Below are 17,062 nucleotides of genomic sequence, written 5' to 3' on the forward strand. Positions count from 1 at the left end.
AAAAAGCACAGGGGTTACAGGGGCATGGGGAAAGGGGCTGGGCGAGACTCAGGTGCGGGCGGGAAGGCAGTGCGGGGAAGGGGGACGTCCGTGTCCGCGGGGTTCAACGGGCCAGGGTTTCCGAGGGGCTTTCGCCGAAGCGGCGCTTGTAGTCGGTGGTGAAGTGGCCGAGGTGGCTGAACCCCCAGCGGAAGGCCACGGCGGTGACCGTGGTGTTGCCCGGGGACTGGCGCTGCAGCTCCTCCTGGACGTGGCGCAGGCGCACTTCCTTCAGGTACAGCATCGGCGAGGTGTTGCGGTAGCGGCGGAAACCGGTGAACAGCGAGCGGCTGCTGACGCCGGCGTGCTCCGCCATGTCGATGATGGAAATCGGCTCGTGGGCGTGCTCCTCGATGTAGCGCTCGACCTTCTTGACGAAGGACGGGGCGATCACCGGCCCCTCGCTGGCGAGCATTTCCGCGCTGTAGTTGTGCGGCTGGCAGGCCAGCAGTACGTTCACCAGCGACTGCTCGAACTGCGCGGCCAGCAGCGGCGAGGGCTCGCCATCGTCGGCGGAAAGGCTGTCGTAGATCCAGCCGACCGTGCGCATCCAGCAGCGCCCCTGGGGCGTGTCCAGCGGCATGGCCGGCTGGAACTCCAGCTCCTTGCGCAACATGCGCCCCAGGTGCTGCTGGCAGTTGCGCTCCAGCAGGCTGGTGTCGATGCGGATGATCAGTTTTTCGGTGCTGTTGCTGTGGTTGATCCGCGACGGCAGGTGGGCGTTGAGCACCGAGCCCATGTGCACGTTGGAAAGCACGCGCTGGTTGCCGCACTCGATCTGTTCCTGCCCGCAGATCGGCATCTGCACCAGGGTGAAGGTGTCGAGTTCGCCGGGCTCGATGGTGATGTCGCCGCCATAGCTCATGCGCCCCATGCCGATGCTGCCCAGGCGCCGGTAGTAGATGCGGGTGTTGACCGGGCTGCTGGCGTCCAGGCTGGACAGGCGGTTCTCGCAGAATATGCGCTCCCCGCACTTGCGGGCCTCCTCCAGGTCCTGGGTGCGACAGACTTCGTAGCGCGACAGGACGACGTCCGGTGGTACCGCGGGGGAAAAGAACAGGCGTTCCATATAGCACCCTCCTCCGCCCGGGCACGCGACCGGGCAGGCTTTCACGTTTTATTCGGTGCGCGGCGTCGGGGACCGCGCACCATTATTGTTATCGCGACCAGGACCGGCCGACCGCTGCGGCGCAGCCCAAGCGGGGTGCGTCACGCATCGCTGCGGTGCGGCGGGCGGCGCCTGGGCGCCGCCCGGCCGGTACGCGGGGCCAGCAGCGCCGGGGCGCGCTGTCACCGCATCGGGTATCCCGGGCCGTCCTCCCATGCAGATGCAATAAGCACGCCCATCGGCCAGGCCGGGCCATGGAAACGGACGGCCGGGAAAGGTCTTGCAGCTACGCGCCGGGGGCCTTTTCCCAGGGCGCTCTAGGATGATGTTCTCTGGCCCAGGGCAGCGCCCTGGGCCGCTTTCGGCGCACCTCGCCGGACGGGCGCGTCAGCGCCGCGCGCCGACCATCACGAAGAGCATTCGCGCCGCAGTGTTACCGGTGTTACGCCAGGCGTGCCGGGTACCCGACTGGACCACCACATCGCCCTGGCGCAGATGGGTACTGCGCCCCTCGTCGAGTTCCAGGAGCAGCTCCCCTTCCAGCACCACGCCGTAGTCGATGCTGTCGGTGCGATGGAAGCCGGGATGCTCGGCCTCGAAGAGCTCCGCCATGCCCGGCAGCCGCGCGCGCATCTCGTCGAGCGCGGCGGCGGCGTCGACTTCTTCGGCAGGCCCCTCCTGCTGCGGCGGGAAGGTCACCAGCATGACGCTGGTGCCGCCCGGCACCGGCAGCACCGAGGCCACGCCCTGGGCCGGGTCCCCGGGGCTGGCGAGGATCCGCGGCTCGGCGCCGGTCTGCCACACCAGCGCCGCGGAAAAGCCCGGGGAGTGGACGAACGGCTCGGTGCCGGCGAGCGGGCCCTGGCTGTCGATCTGCGAAAGGCCGCGGCTGTCGTGGCCGGTCACGATGCGATTTACCTGCATGGTCGAGTCTTCCCTCGGTCGTTCATTCGTGCGCGATGTGGAAGTTGACGAAGCCGCTGGCCTGCGCCTGGATGTCTTCCAGCGCCTCGTTCAGGCGCTCCAGGGGATAGGCCCGCTCCTCCAGCACGGACAGGTCGAGCACGCCCGAGTCGATCATGCTGGCCATCTCCTCGCCTTCGGCCGGGGTGAACCAGAGCGAGCCGATGTACTGCAGCTGCGCGCACATGAAGGGATGCGGGTCGATGGGGATGGGGCCGGCCACGCCGCCGATCTGCACGATGCGCCCGCCGCGGCCGACCGCCTGCATCGCCTCCACCGAGAGCGACGCCGGAGCCTTGGCGCCGAGGGTGTCGAGCATGGCATCGACGCCGCCGGGAAGCTGTTCCAGCACCTGCTCGTGGACGCTGCGCTCGCCGATGCGGATCGGCACGATACGCTGCGGCGCCAGCGCCCGCAGGCGTTCCAGGGCGGCAACGTCACGCGCGACGACCAGCACCTGCGAGGCGCCGAAGGCCAGGGCCAGGAGCGCCGCGCCGACGCCCAGGGTGCCGGAAGCGCCGAGGACCAGGATGCTCTGCCCCGGGCGCAGGCCGGACTTGCGGATCGCCGAGTAGGCGGTGCCCAGGTAGCCGAAGCGGGTGGCCTGGGGGAAGCTCAGGCGTTGCGGCAGGCGCACCAGGTTGTTCGCCGGCGCGGTCATGTACTGGCCATAGCCGGCATAGGGATAGCGCTCGAAGATCGCCTGCGAGCCGGGGCCGAAGCCGAAGTAGCCGAGGAAGGTGTATGCCGAGCAGCGCGGCGTCTCGCCCTGCCGGCAATGGCGGCATTCGCCGCAGCCGACGCCGGGGTTGACGTAGACGCGGTCGCCCGGCTTGAAGGCGCTGACCGCCGAGCCGACCGCGGCGACCACCCCGGCGGAATCCAGGCCGAAGGTCGCCGGCAACGCCGGCAGCGGCAGGAAGGGATACCACTCGGGGAAGTGGGTGGTGACGTTCTTCAGGTTGGGGATGATCCCGCTGGCCTCGACCTTCACCAGCACGTCATGGGGGCCGGGGGCCGGCCGGGGTAGTTCGTCGATGCGGAATCGTCCGCCGATCTCGTGCAGGCGCGCGGCCTTCATGGTCGACATGCTCGTGTTCTCCGAAGGGCCCGGCGCCGCCGTTGCGGCGCATGGCCCGGGGTGGCAGGAAAAAGGGGGCGGCGTCCGTGCCGCACTGAAACCGTTCCGAGCCCGCCGTCAGCGGCCGGCGGCCTGCAGAGTCTGCAGCGAGAAGTTGCTGGCCTTGGCCGGGAAGTTGGTCTTCCAGCTCGCGGTGTCGATCAGCGAGACCGTGGCGTGGTTGCGCTGGAAGTCGATGATCGCGCTGGCGGTGGTGCGCACGTCGCCGTCGGCGATGTTGGAATAGGAATGGAATTCCATGAACTTCCAGAACTCGCCCTTGCGGTCGTAGGCCTCGACGTAATAGAAGCGCGGGTACTTCACGTCCATGTACAGCACCTTCTTGCTGTAGGGGTGGATGGACGGGGTGATGGCTTCGATCACGTAGACCTCGCGCGGCTCGAAGTTGTTGTTGCTCATGTTCCAGTACGGCGGCTGGTCGTCGAGCACCGAGTACTTCTCGACCGGCGTCTTGCCGTCGGTTTTCCACAGGCCGGTCTTGCTGTTGGCCACGGCGAGCACCCAGCGCGTGCCGAGCAGCTTGTACTGCGGATACCAGCAGGGGCGCGCGTTGAACGCGTCCAGATCGTCCTGCAGCTGGTCGGAGGAGCCGACTGGGTCCATCCAGGCGCCGCCGGACAGGCGGCGGACGCGGCGCACCGCGGGGATATAGGCCCAGACGTCGTTGACCTTGTCCGAGTCGTACATCTGCGTGTAGGTCCCCAGCCCCTTCATGTCCGAGGGCGACTTGAAGTACAGCAGCTGGCGGCCGCGCTCGCTGCCGTCGCCTTCCACCGTCTGCTCGCCGGTCAGGCGGCCCTTCATCGAATAGCGGCTGAACTCGGCCACCGGCTCGGCGTGGATGCCCTTCTTGCCGTCGATCAGCAGCTGGGTGAACTGCGGGACCTGGGAGACGTCGCCCACCAGCTGCCCCAGGTGCCAGTTCCAGACCAGCTTTTCCGCGGCCTGCGGGTCCTTGGCGTCGATGTTCGGGAAGGGCTCGCCGGCGCCCCAGTTGTCCACCCGGCAGGCCTCCTTGTTGATCACCGACTTGCCGGCGTTGGCCTGGGACGCCTTGACCCAGCGCGGGTCGAGCTTGACCTCCTGGGACTTGGCCAGCGGCAGCTTCCAGCCGGTGTTGCGGATCCGCCATTCCATCTTTTCGGTCAGCAGGCTGGCGATGCTGTGGCCTTCGAAGGTGTCGTTCTTCACCTGGTCGAGGTTGGCCGCGGAGATCACCGTCCCCGGCGCCAGTTCGGCCGCGCAGGACAGGAGCGGGGCCAGGCAGGCGATGGCCAGGCCCAGGGTGCGTTGCAAAGCGAGTGGTGCGCGTTTCATGGTCAGGTCTCCACTGCGGATCAGAACAGGTAGGTCAGGCTGGTGTAGAGCTGGTCGCGGTTGTGGAAGTAGCCGAACAGCGTGGCCTTGTCGCAGGTGGCGGCGTTGCCCGGGGTGCACTTGTCGCCGTCGCGCCAGGCGTCGTCCCAGAAGGCGTCGTACTCGACCTTCCAGCGCCACTTGCTGGACAGCTCGAAGGTGACCGAGGGCACCGCGAAGCCGCCGTTGTTGCTCAGGTCGGCGCCCAGCACCAGCTGCGGGTGGATGCGCCCGCTGTCGTAGCTGAGGTCGAAGATGGTGGTCGCCAGGATCGAGTGTTCCTTGACCTTGCCGCCCCAGCCGACGCTGTAGAGCAGTTGGTCGTCGGAGTCGTAGTTCTGCACCCATTTGTCGAACAGCTGGACGGAGAAGAACATCGGCTTCTCGGTGCCCAGCAGGCTCTGGGTGGCGGCGATGTTCTTGTCCATGCGCAGCATCAGCGCGACCACGTTCTTGGTCTGGAAGCCGTCGAAGCCCGGGGCGATGTTCTGGCTGAGCGGGGTCGGCACCGGCAGCGCGATCTGGTACGGCGCGTCCTTGATGTACGCCACCTCGGTGCTGAACACCGCATCGGCCGCGTCGGAATAGCGGCTGGCGGTGAAGCCGTAGATGTTGACGATCGGGTAGATGACCTCGCCGGCCAGGCCCTTGGTCTGCTCGGTGCCGACGGTGTCGGCCCCGGACGGCACATTGGGCAGGCCGAACAGCGCCAGGTTGTTGGAGGCGTTGAGGATCGGCGAGTTGTAGAAGGTGCGCAGGTAGGACAGCGAGTAGTTGGTGTCGCCGAGCATGCCGCTCCAGCGCAGGCCGCCGGTCCAGTGGCGGTAGTCACCTTCGTTGTTCTCGTAGTTGTAGGGGTCGATGTTGCGGAAGTCGACGCCGGCATAGGGCTGGCTCGACCAGCGCGCGCCGTAGATGTCCAGCTCGCTGCCGATGTCCTGCTTGCGGTCCAGCCCCGGCCGCACGAAGGCCTCGATGCCACCGTCGGCCTCGGGCACGTCGACGTTCACCTTGACGATGTTGTTGGTCTTGCGCAGTTCCTCGTTGGCCGGCTCGAGGAAGCTGCGCCAGGTGTAGTCGAAGCCGTGCACCAGGTCGTTGGCGGCGAAGAAGTCGGTCTCGCCCCAGGCGATCTGCTGCTTGCCGATGCGGAAGCGGGTGCGTTCGCCGACCGGGAAGTCGATGTACAGCTCGCGGATTTCCTCCTTGTCGTAGAGGTCCATGATGTCGCCGTGCTCGCCGGAGTGGTAATTGTTGGCGCCCATGTCCTCCAGGTGCTTGAGGAAGTCGGTCTTGACCTCGCGCGAGGCGCGCAGCTTGGCCACCACCGAAACCTGGTCGGTCGCCGCCCAGTCCAGGTTCAGGCGCGCGGTGCTGCGCGCCATGGACAGCTTGCCGCCGTCGCTGTAGCCGGGGGTGTCCTCCCAGTTCTTGGTGTTCCAGGACAGTTCCTCGCGCAGGTAGCCATCGACCTTGAGACTGTCGTCGGCCAGGGCCGGCACGGTCACCGGCACCAAGGCGATGGCCAGGGCGAGCTTGTGAAGTGCAACACGCGGTTGCACGCAGGAGTCGACGCTAGAGTTCACCGGATACCTCCCCAGAGGTTAAGAGCGGCCAGAAGCCATGGTTTTGGTTTTGTTGTTGTGCGTTCGCTTTCACACGGCCTGCAGCGGGGCCGGCTCCAGCGCCTGCAAGGCAGCCGCGTGCGGCTGCCCGGCGAAGATGAAACGGGGACGGAAGACGTAGATCAGCGAGGGCATCACGAACAGCGCGGAGATCGCCGACACGCTCAGCCAGATCGCCATCAGCAGGCCCATTTCGGCCTGGAAGCGCAGCGACGAGGCCCACCACAGCAGGGTGCTGAGGATCAGCACGCTGGCGGTGACGATCACCCCCATGCCCGCGGAGTGCAGGGCCTGGCGGATGGCATGCTCGGGGCTGCTGCCGATGGCGATCTCTTCCTTCACGCGGTCGGCGATGTAGAAGGCGTAATCCACCCCCAGGCCGATGCCCAGGGCCGCCACCGGCACCGTGTTGATGTTCATGCCGATGCCCTTCCAGGCCATGAAGCTGAAGGTCAGCATGTTGGAGATGATCACTGGCACCATGAACAGCATGCCGGCGACCGCCGAGCGATAGACCAGGGTGCAGAGCACGGCCAGCACCAGCAGCGCCAGGGCGATGGCCTCGATCTGGCTGGAAAGGATGATCTCGTTGACCGCGGCCATCACCCCGATCACCCCGCCGGCCAGCTGCCAGTGCCCCTGGCTCAGGGGGTTCTCGGCGATGAACTCCTTGATCCGCGCCACCGCGGTGCGGATGGTCTCGCCCTGGCGGTCGCGGAACATCAGGGTCACCGAGCCGTTGGCGTACTGGGTGTCGGTGAAGCGGTCCATGTCGCCCGGCTCGGACACCGAGTCGAGCATGGCCACCAGGCTGCCGTTGATGGCGTCGTCGTCGCCCAGCTCCAGGTAGCGCGGGTTGCCCTCGCGCAGGCTGCTGTTGACGTGGGGCAGCACGTCGGCCAGCGACAGCGAGCCGCCGATCTCCGGCTGGGCCTCGATGAAGCGCTGGAAGCGGTTCATCGCGTGCAGCGCCTCGTTGCTCTTGATCAGCCCGGGGTGGTCGTCGTCGCCGAGCACGATGAACATCCGGTCGACGCCTTCGAAGCGGCCGTTGATCGCCGCGGAATCGAGGTTGTACTGCGCCTGCGGCCAGAGGATCGGCGAACCCGGGTTGGCGTCGCCGATCTTCAGGTTGAACGCGTACCAGCCGGCGCCCAGCACCAGCAGCAGGCTGCCGCCGAGCACCAGGTAGCGGCCGCGGGACAGCGTCACCGCGACGCTCAGGTCGAGCACCTTGCGCAGCGCCGGCAGGCAGTCAAACGGATGGGCGAAGCTGTGCGGACGGCGGATCCACGACAGCATCACCGGCGTCAGGATCACCGCGCTGACGGTCAGCGTCGAGACCCACACCACCGACAGCACCGTGAGCTTCTGCAGCATCGGGATCGGGCTCAGGGCGACCACCGCCATGCACGCGGCGTCGGCGATCACGCCCAGCATGCCCGGGCGGAACAGGTCGGCCAGGGCCACCCGCGCAGCCAGGCGCGAGACCGCCCCCGGCGGCCCGTCCGCTGGCAGCAAGGCCAGCTCGTCATCGAAACGGTTGACGATCTGCACCGAGTGGGAGACCGCCCGCGAGGTGATGAGCATCGCCACCACGATGACCAGTGGCTCGAAGTTGATCCGCAACAGGTGGCAGATGCCCAGCGCCCAGAGCGCGCTGACCACGCCGGCGAGCAGCGGCAGGAACACCCCGCGCCAGGTGCGCAGCAGGACGAACAGCAGGACCAGGGTCACCGCCACGGCGGCCAGCACCAGGTGCAGGGTTTCCGGCACGTGGTGGTTCACCCAGCCATACAGGATGGGGTCGCCGACCAGGCGGATCTTCACGCTGCCGTCGTCGACCTTGGCGACCAGCGCGCGGATCTGCTCGAAGACCTTGGCGTAGTCCACCTGCTGGTCGATGAAGTCCACGGTGATCAGCGTCGCCTGCAGGTCCTTGGACACGTAGGGCCCGTAGACCAGCGGGTTGCGCAGCACCGCCTGCTTGAGTTCCTCCATGCCCTGGGCGCTGTCCGGCACGTCCGGCCACATCAGCGGGCGGCTCTCGATGCCCTCGGTGGAGGCGCGGACCTCCTTGAGCTTCTTCGAGGCCAGCGAGGTGATCTGGTACTGGTTGACCGCGGACACCTCGCGCAGCCCCAGGGTCACCTGGCGCACCTTCTCCAGCAGCGGGCGCTGGAAGATGTCGCCCTGCTCCACCTCGAACATGATGGTGACCATGTTCGAGCCGCCGAAGGTGTCCTTGAATTTCTCGTGGGTGCGCACGTACTCGTGGCGCGAGGGCAGCATGTCCTCGAATACGGTGCGCACCTCGATGTGCAGGGCGGACCAGCCCAGCAGCAGGGTCAGGGCCATGAGGATGCCCGCCACCCAGGCACGCCGGCGGATGCAGAAATCAGCAATGCGTTCGATCATCTCGTTGTCTCGAAGAAGTGGACGAGGCAGGTCAGGGTTTCAGCGGCGACCAGTGGCGGCCGTCCCAGCGGCCGATGCCGTCGCCGGCAAGCCAGGTCTGCTTGCCGCTGGACAGCGCGCCGGTGTGCCAGGACAGGTCGCGCGCATCCAGCGTGCCGCTGCGCCAGGCGATGTCGCCCGCGCCGACGCTGCCGGCGACCCAGCGGCCGAGGGCGCCGAAGGCCAGCCACTGCTGCTGCGCCGGGTTCCAGATCACGCTGAACAGGTGGTCATGCACGCCGAGCCCGACCGGCTGCCACTGGCGGCCGCCGTCGCGGGTCACCAGCAGCGTCCCTTCCACCCCCACCGCGACGCCATTGGCGGCATCGCGGAAGCGCACGGCCATCAGCGAGCCGGGCACCGGCGCGGGAATCTCCTCCCAGTGCGCCCCGAGGTCCTGGCTGAGCAGGATGCGGCCGAACTCGCCGACCACCACCAGGCGGCCGTCGTCCAGCAGCGCGGCATCGTTCCAGGCGACGTCTTCCTCCTCGCGCAGGCGCTGCCAGTGGGCGCCGAAGTCATGGCTGACCAGCAGCGCGCCCATCTCGCCGACGGCGATCGCCAGCCCCGCCGGGCCCACCCGCACCCGGTTGAGCTTGTTGGCCACCGCCGAGCGCGGCACCGCGTCGGCCAGGCGCCAGTGCCGGCCGGCGTCGTCGCTGTGGAGGATGACGCCGTCGTTGCCGACGGCCACCAGGTGGTTCGCGTCCCAGGCGGCGATGTCCTGCAGGGGCTTGTCGCTGGGCGTTTCCTGGCGGCTGATGCGGCCGTCGGCGGAGATGGCCAAGACCTTGCCGTTGGAGCCGCAGGCCAGGACCGTGCCGTCGGGCAGCTGGGCCAGGCCGTAGAACTGGTCGCGGCGCTCCAGGGGCGGCGGCGTGACGCTGCCGCCGACCGGCTGCGGCTTGATGAACAGGCCCGCCCAGAGCAGGCCGCCGATGATCGCCCAGGGCAGCACCACGGCCAGCGCGTTCAGCGCGCGGCGCGGCAGGCCCGGGCCGCGGGCGCCCTGCTGCGGGGAGGATGCTTCGATGTTGATGAGTTTTGTCATAGCGTTGGATTCGCACACAAGGATGGTCTTCTGGCCGACGACCAAGGCGATTCCACTCTAGGGAAGGGGGTGCCGGGGGGACTATCCCGCCACTGCAGGGGTTATCCGCTGTGCGCAGATTAGTGGCCTGGATCAACTGCGCGCCGCGTGCGCCAGGGCTTCCCGGCAACGCACAAGGCCCGGCTTGCGAGGGCCGGGCCATGGGGGCAACGCGGGAACGGCTAAAGGCGGAAGCGGCTGACCAGGGCGCCCAGGCGCTCCGCCAGCGCCTGCAGGTCATGGCTGCGGCGGCGCACCTGGCCGGCGCTGCGCGAGGCATCGTCGGCGGAGCTGGCGATTGAGGCCAGGCTGTGGGACAGCTGCTCGCTGGTGGAGGCCTGCTGGCCGGTCACGCTGGCGATCTGCTGACTCATGTCGCGCACCTGGCCGATCATCCGGGTTATGCGGTGCAAGGCTTCGCTGGCCTCGCGGGCGCTGGCGACGTTGCCCAGGGAGGTGTTGCGGCTCTTCTCGAGCATGCCGACCACGGTTCGCGTGCGCTCCTGGATCAGCGACACGCTGCGGTGCACCTCCTGGGTCGAGGTGTGCGTGCGCCGCGCCAGGGCCCGCACCTCGTCGGCGACTACGGCGAAGCCGCGCCCCTGCTCGCCGGCCCGGGCCGCCTCGATGGCGGCGTTGAGCGCCAGCAGGTTGGTCTGACCGGCGATGTCGCGGATCACCGCCACCACGGTGCCGATGTCCTCGCTGGCCGATTCCAATTGCCCGGTCAGGGTGCAGATCTGCTCCAGCGTCCGCGCATCCTCGGCGATGGCCTCGTTCAGGCAGGCGACCGTGGCCTGCCCGTGGCCCACGGCCTGGTCGCCCTCGCGCGTGGCCTGGGCGGCCTGGTCGGTGTTGCCGGCCACCTCCTCGATGCCCTGGGACATCTGCCGCATGGCGGTGGCCAGCTGGCCGATCTCGTCGCGCTGGGTGTCCACGCCGCGGCCGGTGACCTGGCTTTCCTCCTGCAGCGCCTGGGCGGCGCCCTGCAGGGCCTGGCTGGTCGCGGTTATCTCCTGCACCAGGGCGGCCATGATGTCGAGGAAACGGTTGAACTCCCGGACCAGCACTGCCAGCTCGTCGCGCCCCTCGAACGGCAGGCGCGAGGACAGGTCGGCCTCCCCCGCCACCAGTTGGCGTATGGCCTTGACCACCGCGTCCAGGGGGCGCGTCATGGCGCGGCCGAGCCAGAAGACCAGGCCGCCGATCAGCACCGCGGCCAGGCCGCCCAGCACCAGCAGCTGAATCGCCAGGGCCTTCACCCCGCCCAGCAGGGCTGCGCTGGGCAAGGCGGCGCCGAACGACCAGGGCGCGCCGGTGGCGCCTATGGCGACCGGCACCGCCAGCATGAACACCTCCTCCCCCATCGCCGGCGAGAGGAAGCGGATCGATAGCGGCTTGCCGTTGCGCACCGCGTCGACCATCGTCTGCAGGTGGTCGCCGAGGAAGTCCGACTCGGTCTCGGCGGTGTGCCGCCCGACGCGCCGGGGATCGGGGTGGGCGACCAGGGTGGTGTCGTTGGCCGTCAGCGCCGCCAGGCCGACGCCCAGCGGCCGCAGCTGGGCCACCTTCGCCTGGAGCATCCCGGCGTCGAGGCCCAGCCCCAGGTGCCCCGCCAGGTGGCCGTTCTGGCGCACCGGCAAGAGCACGGGAATCACCGCCCTGGTCAGGCCGGCCCGCGCCGGCGAGCGGGGCGAGGCCACGCTCTCGCGGTCGCCGGCGGCGCCCCCCAGGGTTTCGAGCACGGCCGCGCACTGCTCGGCCGTCGCCGCCTGCACCGCATGCGCGTCACGCAGCCAGCACAGCGCATCCGCCGCGGCGGCGTGCAGCGGCATCCACCAGGCGATGCTGGCCTGGGGGCTGTCCAGCAACAGCGCCTCCAGCAGCTGCTCGCCGAGCCGACGGTCCGGCAGCGCGCCCTCGACCAGCTCGCGGGCGAGCATGTCCGCGCTCACCCTGCCCGAGTGCATGGCGCCATCGAAATACGAGGAAATCTCCGCGGCCTGCTGCTGCACGATGGCCTGCACGGCCACCTCGGCCAGGGCCTCGGTGGAGGTCTTGCTCGACTGGTAGACCAGCACGACCGTCGCCAGGTAGATCAGCGTCGTCAGCGGCAGGACGGTCAGCAGCAGTTTGCTCTTCAGCGACAGGTTGGCCAGCATGGTGGGGCCCGTATTCAATGTCGACGATCATGTCGTCCCGGCCGCCAGCCCAACGCGACGGCGTGCTTTTCGTAGGATGGGTCGAACCTGCGAAACCCATGCGGGCATGGCGATGGGTATCGCTTCGCTCAACCCATCCTACGGTGGTGTTTCCGCCACGGCGCTCCCGTGTAGGAGCGCGCCCTGCGCGCGAATCGCAGGCAGGGCCTGCTCCTACGGTCGAGGTCGAGGTCAGGCGCGGGCGGCCAGCAGGTCCAGGGCCACGTCGACGATCATGTCTTCCTGGCCGCCGACCATGCGGCGCTTGCCCAGTTCGACGAGGATGTCCACGGCCTTGATGCCGTACTTGGCCGAGGCCACCTCGGCGTGGCGCAGGAAGCTCGAATAGACGCCGGCGTAGCCCAGGGCGAGGGTTTCGCGATCGACACGCACCGGGCGGTCCTGCAGCGGTCGCACCAGATCGTCGGCGGCATCCATCAGCGCATACAGGTCGGTGCCGTGGTGCCAGCCGAGCTTGTCGGCGGCAGCGATGAAGACTTCCAGCGGCGCATTGCCGGCGCCCGCGCCCATGCCGGCCAGGCTGGCATCGATGCGGTTGCAGCCCTCCTCCACCGCGGCGATGGAGTTGGCCACGCCAAGGCTGAGGTTGTGGTGGGCGTGGATACCGGTTTCGGTCTCGGGCTTGAGCACGGCTTTCACGGCACGGAAACGCGCGCGGATATCGTCCATGTTCATGGCGCCGCCGGAGTCGACCACGTAGATGCAGGTGGCGCCGTAGCTCTCCATCAGCTTCGCCTGCTGAGCGAGACCTTCGGGCGTCTGCATATGGCTCATCATCAGGAAACCGACGGTGTCCATGCCGAGTTCGCGGGCGTATTCGATGTGCTGCTTGGACACATCGGCTTCGGTGCAATGGGTGGCCACGCGCACCACCCGGGCGCCTGCGTTGTAGGCGTTCTTCAGGTCATGGATGGTGCCAATGCCGGGCAGCAGCAAGGTGGCGATCTTCGCGTGCTTCACCACGTCGGCCGCCGCTTCGATCCACTCCAGATCGGTGTGGGCGCCGAAGCCATAGTTGAAGGACGAGCCTTGCAGACCATCGCCATGGGCCACTTCGATGGAGTCGACTTTCGCCATATCCAGCGCTGCTGCAATCGCACGCACATCGTCCAGCGAATACTGGTGACGAATCGCATGCATGCCATCGCGCAGCGTCACGTCGGAGATATAGAGTTTCTGGGTCATGCCGAAGCCCCCATTGCCTGCGCCATGCGCTCGGCGGTGGCCAGCGCGGCGGAGGTCATGATGTCGAGGTTGCCGGCGTAGGCCGGCAGGTAGTGGGCGGCGCCTTCGACTTCGAGGAAGACGGAGGTCTTCAGCCCGGAGAAACGGCCATGGCCGGGAATGTTCAGGTCGCGGACTTCGTCGAACTGCACCTTCTGCTTGAGGCGATAGCCCGGCACATAGGCCTGAACCGCAGCAGCCATCTCCTCGATGGAGGCTTCGACCTTGGCTTGATCGACCGCTTCGCTCAGCACGTAGACGGTGTCGCGCATGATCAGCGGCGGCTCCGCCGGATTCATGATGATGATCGCCTTGCCCTTCGCCGCCCCACCGATTACCTCGATGGCCTTGCTGGTGGTCTCGGTGAACTCGTCGATATTGGCGCGAGTGCCAGGACCAGCCGATTTCGAAGCGATGGAAGCAATGATCTCGGCGTAATGCACTTTGGCCACCCGCGAAACCGCCGCCACCATCGGAATGGTCGCCTGCCCACCGCAGGTCACCATATTCACGTTCAGCGCCTGCAGGTGCTGCTCCAGATTGACCACCGGCACGCAATACGGACCGATTGCGGCCGGGGTCAGGTCGATCACGCGAAGGTTGGGCTTGTGGCCCCGCAGAAACGCGTCGTTCTTCACGTGGGCGCCGGCTGAAGTGGCATCGAAGACGAAGTCGATCTCATTGAAGATCGGCAGGCGGGTCAGGCCCTCCACGCCTTCGTGGGTGGTGGCCACGCCCATTCGTGATGCGCGGGCCAGACCGTCGGAGGCCGGGTCGATACCGACCATGGCGGCCATTTCCAGATGCTGCGCATTGCGCAGGACTTTGATCATCAAATCGGTGCCGATATTGCCGGAACCGATGATGGCGACTTTGCGTTTATTGCTCATGGCATTCCTCGGAAAGCGTTCGATTAAGAGCGCTGGAGGCTGGAAGGCTGGACGAAAAAGCACCGACCTCCGCCCTGGCAGGGACTGCTTGTCGTTCAGCCTCCAGCCTCCAGCGCTTTTTTCGGCTTTTAGCTCTGGCTGAAGGTCACACCGACGCGGCCCAGGCCGTCGATCTCGGCATCGAAACGGTCGCCCGCGGCTACCGCCACCATCGGCCCGAGGGCGCCGGTAAGGACGATGTCGCCGGCCTTCAGCGGGTCGTCCAGGCGGGCCAGGGTGCGCGCCAGCCATACTGCCGCGTTGAGCGGGTGGCCCAGGCATTCGGCGCCGCTGCCGGCGGAGGCTTCCTCGCCGTTGCGCGTCATGCGCATGGCCGCACCGCGTAGGTCCAGGCCATCCAGGCGCCGCGCCGGGCCGCCGAGCACGAAGCAGCCGCTGGAGGCGTTGTCGGCCACGGTGTCGGCGAAGCGGATGTTCCAGTTGGCGATGCGGCTGCCGACGATTTCCAGGGCCGGCAGCACCCAGCCGGTGGCGTTCAACACGTCGGCGAAGGTGGTGTCGGCGCTGGGCAGGTCGCGCTCCAGCACCAGGGCGATTTCCGCCTCGATCTTCGGTTGCAGCACGCGGTCGAAGGGCACGGTTTCGTTGTCGCCATAGGCCATGTCGGCGAACAGACAGCCGAAGTCCGGCTGGTCCACGCCCAGTTGGGCCTGCACCTTGGGGTTGGTCAGGCCGACCTTGCGGCCGACCAGGCGGCGGCCGGCGGCCAGGGCGTGGGCGACGTTGAGGCGCTGGATGGCGTAGGCGGCCGCGCCGTTTTCCGCGCCGATGGCGTCACGCAGGGGCGCGATGGCCTCGCCCTGCTGTTCCGCGCGGCGCAGGTCGGCGGCCAGGCGTTCGAGGGTCTCTTGGCTGATGGTCATGGGGCACCTCGGGTTCAGTGCTGGAGGAAGTCCAGCACCAGGCGGTTGAAGGGTTCGGCGTGCTCCCACTGGGCCCAGTGGCCGCAGTTGTTGAACACGTGCAGCGATGAGTTCGGGATGCCGGCGAGCAGGCGCAGGCCGGCGTCCATGGGCACGAAGCGGTCGTTGCGGCCCCAGACGATCAGCGTGGGCGCCTGGATCTCGGCCAGGCGCGAGCCGAAGTCGGGGAACTGCCTGGGGTTGGCGGCCAGGCTTTCGACGAAGTTGTCCAGGTGCTCGTGGCGGCTGAGCATGTTGTCCAGGCGCGTCTGGAACAGTTCCTCGGTGAGGTCGCTGGCGTCGTAGACGAAGACGTTCATCATCTTCTTCAGGTTGTCGATGGTCGGCTCGCGGTACAGGCCGTTGAGCAGCTTGATGCCCTCGGTGGGCATCGGCACGAAGGGGCTGGCGCCGCCGGTGCCGCCGCCCATCAACACCAGCTTGCCGACGCGCCGCGGGTTGGCCAGGGCGAAGGCCACGGCGCTGTGGGCGCCCATGGAATTGCCGAGGATGTGCACGCGCTCCAGGCCCAGCACGTCGAGCAGGCCCTTGAGCGCCGTGGCGTTGAGGTCCGAGCGCGAGCCACGGCAGACGATGGGGTCGCTCTTGCTCCAGCCGGGGCAATCCATCAGGACAACCCGGTAACCGGCGGCCAGCAGCGGTTCGAGGTTGCGGCTGAAGTTGGCCCAGCCGCTGGCGCCGGGGCCGGAGCCATGGAGCATCACCACGGTCTCGGCGCCCTCGCCCAGGTCGTTGTAGTGCAGCTGCAGGTCCAGCCCGCCTTCGCGGATGCGCGCGAAGCGGCTGCTGTCGGCGTCGTTCGGCGCCCTGTTCATGGTGGTCATCGGCGGCCTCCTTCAGTTCGGTTCGGGTTCGGCGCCGAGCGCGCCGAAGCCAGCGATCCACTCGGGAATCGGTCGGTAGTAGCGGTCATGCACGCGGTAGGCGCCGAAGACGGAGAGCGCGGCGAAGGCGGCCACCCAGGCTTTCACCTCGTGGGTCGAGCGGCCGGCGATGCTCGACAACTGCTCGTTGCCCAGGGCATCCAGCTCGCCCAGCCGGTTCTGCGCGAGGATGTCGAGGAACTGCTGGTCCCACTCGGGGTTGAGCGGATGCAGCGAGCCGGGGTCCTCGACGAAAAGCCGCGCCGCGCGGATCACCCGCTGCTGCCGCGCCTCCCGCTCATCGGCCGGCAGGTTGCGCCCGCTGCCCATCAGGCGGTCGGCCATATGGGCATCCACCTGGGCCAGCTGAGGCACCGGCGGCTGGTGCGACAGCCCGCCGGAGCCGAGGAACAGCACGCGCTTGCCGGTGGTACGGGCGAAGCGGCCGATGGCCTCGCCGAGCAGGCGGGCGCGCTGGAAGCTGGGCAACGGCGGCGCGACCGCATTGATGAAGACGGGCAGCACCGGGTAGTTCCCGAGCCCGCCCAGCAATTGCTCCAGCGGCTCGGCGAAGCCGTGGTCCACCTGCATGCGGTAGGACACCGCGGCGTCCACGCCGGCCTCCAGCACCGCCCCGGCACAGGCCTCGGCAAGTTCCCTGGGCACGTTGAGCAGGCCGCTCAGGGTGCCGAAGTCGCCAATGGCGTGCGCGGCGACACCGATGCAGAACGACGGCATCACGTCATAGAAGAAACCGTTGTAGTGGTCCGGGGCGAACAGCACCACCAGCTCCGGAGCGAACGCCGCGATCCGTTTACGCGCCAGGGCCACCACGTCATTGACCTCCTGCAGCACCTCCGGCGCGGGGTCCACGTGCCCGATCAGCGGGGAATGCGAAAGGCATTGGAGAAGGACGCTCATCACCGGCACCCGCGGCAGAGGGTCACGGTCATCAGGGTATTCATGGGCAGGCACTCCAGGGGCTCGGCAAGCGGACAACGCCCCGGTCACGCCCGGAACGGGCCTCTGCGGCCGACACGGACGGGCATCCGGGCAATTCGTCCGAATCATAGGAAGCGCGCCGCCGCCCCGCGCTCCCAT

Annotated in this window: 13 protein-coding genes and 1 pseudogene; all 14 read right to left on the minus strand. The window is 68.1% G+C overall.

Annotation, left to right across the window (positions count from 1 at the left end):
- Positions 1-103: 103 nt before the first annotated feature.
- Positions 104-1,108 (minus strand): AraC family transcriptional regulator, encoded by a 1,005-nt coding sequence (locus PM1_RS17065; RefSeq protein ID WP_009619896.1) that lies wholly within the window; start codon positions 1,106-1,108, stop codon positions 104-106.
- Positions 1,109-1,534: 426 nt separating this feature from the next.
- Positions 1,535-2,071 (minus strand): cupin domain-containing protein, encoded by a 537-nt coding sequence (locus PM1_RS17070; protein ID WP_009619894.1) that lies wholly within the window; start codon positions 2,069-2,071, stop codon positions 1,535-1,537.
- Positions 2,072-2,093: 22 nt separating this feature from the next.
- A complete protein-coding gene (locus PM1_RS17075; protein WP_009619892.1) occupies positions 2,094-3,200 on the minus strand; it encodes an alcohol dehydrogenase catalytic domain-containing protein in 1,107 nt (368 codons plus the stop codon).
- Positions 3,201-3,308: 108 nt separating this feature from the next.
- A complete protein-coding gene (locus PM1_RS17080; RefSeq protein ID WP_009619890.1) occupies positions 3,309-4,568 on the minus strand; it encodes a DUF1329 domain-containing protein in 1,260 nt (419 codons plus the stop codon).
- Positions 4,569-4,588: 20 nt separating this feature from the next.
- Entirely contained in the window at positions 4,589-6,169 is a 1,581-nt protein-coding gene (locus PM1_RS17085) for a DUF1302 family protein (RefSeq protein WP_043300269.1), read from the minus strand.
- Between the two features lie 93 nt (positions 6,170-6,262).
- On the minus strand, positions 6,263-8,650 hold the full coding sequence (locus PM1_RS17090) for an efflux RND transporter permease subunit (RefSeq protein ID WP_009619886.1): 2,388 nt from the start codon (positions 8,648-8,650) through the stop codon (positions 6,263-6,265).
- A gap of 31 nt (positions 8,651-8,681) precedes the next feature.
- Entirely contained in the window at positions 8,682-9,740 is a 1,059-nt protein-coding gene (locus tag PM1_RS17095) for a WD40/YVTN/BNR-like repeat-containing protein (RefSeq protein WP_024128391.1), read from the minus strand.
- Between the two features lie 221 nt (positions 9,741-9,961).
- Positions 9,962-10,675, minus strand: a complete 714-nt coding sequence (locus PM1_RS31375) for a methyl-accepting chemotaxis protein (protein ID WP_446731349.1) — start codon at positions 10,673-10,675, stop codon at positions 9,962-9,964.
- Positions 10,658-11,941 (minus strand): annotated as a pseudogene (locus PM1_RS31380) (HAMP domain-containing protein); the annotation flags it as partial. The pseudogene PM1_RS31380 and the gene PM1_RS31375, both read right to left, overlap by 18 nt.
- Before the next feature lie 231 nt (positions 11,942-12,172).
- Positions 12,173-13,186 carry a 4-hydroxy-2-oxovalerate aldolase gene (gene mhpE / locus PM1_RS17105; RefSeq protein ID WP_009619879.1) on the minus strand — a complete coding sequence of 338 codons (1,014 nt, stop codon included), beginning with the start codon at positions 13,184-13,186 and terminating at the stop codon, positions 12,173-12,175.
- Positions 13,183-14,115 carry an acetaldehyde dehydrogenase (acetylating) gene (locus tag PM1_RS17110; protein ID WP_009619877.1) on the minus strand — a complete coding sequence of 311 codons (933 nt, stop codon included), beginning with the start codon at positions 14,113-14,115 and terminating at the stop codon, positions 13,183-13,185. The genes mhpE and PM1_RS17110 overlap by 4 nt, the downstream gene beginning before the upstream one ends.
- A 128-nt stretch (positions 14,116-14,243) precedes the next feature.
- Positions 14,244-15,038 (minus strand): 2-keto-4-pentenoate hydratase, encoded by a 795-nt coding sequence (mhpD, locus tag PM1_RS17115; protein ID WP_009619875.1) that lies wholly within the window; start codon positions 15,036-15,038, stop codon positions 14,244-14,246.
- Between the two features lie 14 nt (positions 15,039-15,052).
- Entirely contained in the window at positions 15,053-15,922 is an 870-nt protein-coding gene (locus PM1_RS17120) for an alpha/beta fold hydrolase (protein ID WP_009619873.1), read from the minus strand.
- Between the two features lie 12 nt (positions 15,923-15,934).
- Positions 15,935-16,882 (minus strand): 3-carboxyethylcatechol 2,3-dioxygenase, encoded by a 948-nt coding sequence (mhpB, locus tag PM1_RS17125; RefSeq protein WP_009619871.1) that lies wholly within the window; start codon positions 16,880-16,882, stop codon positions 15,935-15,937.
- Positions 16,883-17,062 lie beyond the last annotated feature (180 nt).

The sequence above is a fragment of the Pseudomonas sp. M1 genome (assembly GCF_022760135.1).
GTDB classification, from domain to species: Bacteria; Pseudomonadota; Gammaproteobacteria; order Pseudomonadales; family Pseudomonadaceae; genus Pseudomonas; species Pseudomonas citronellolis.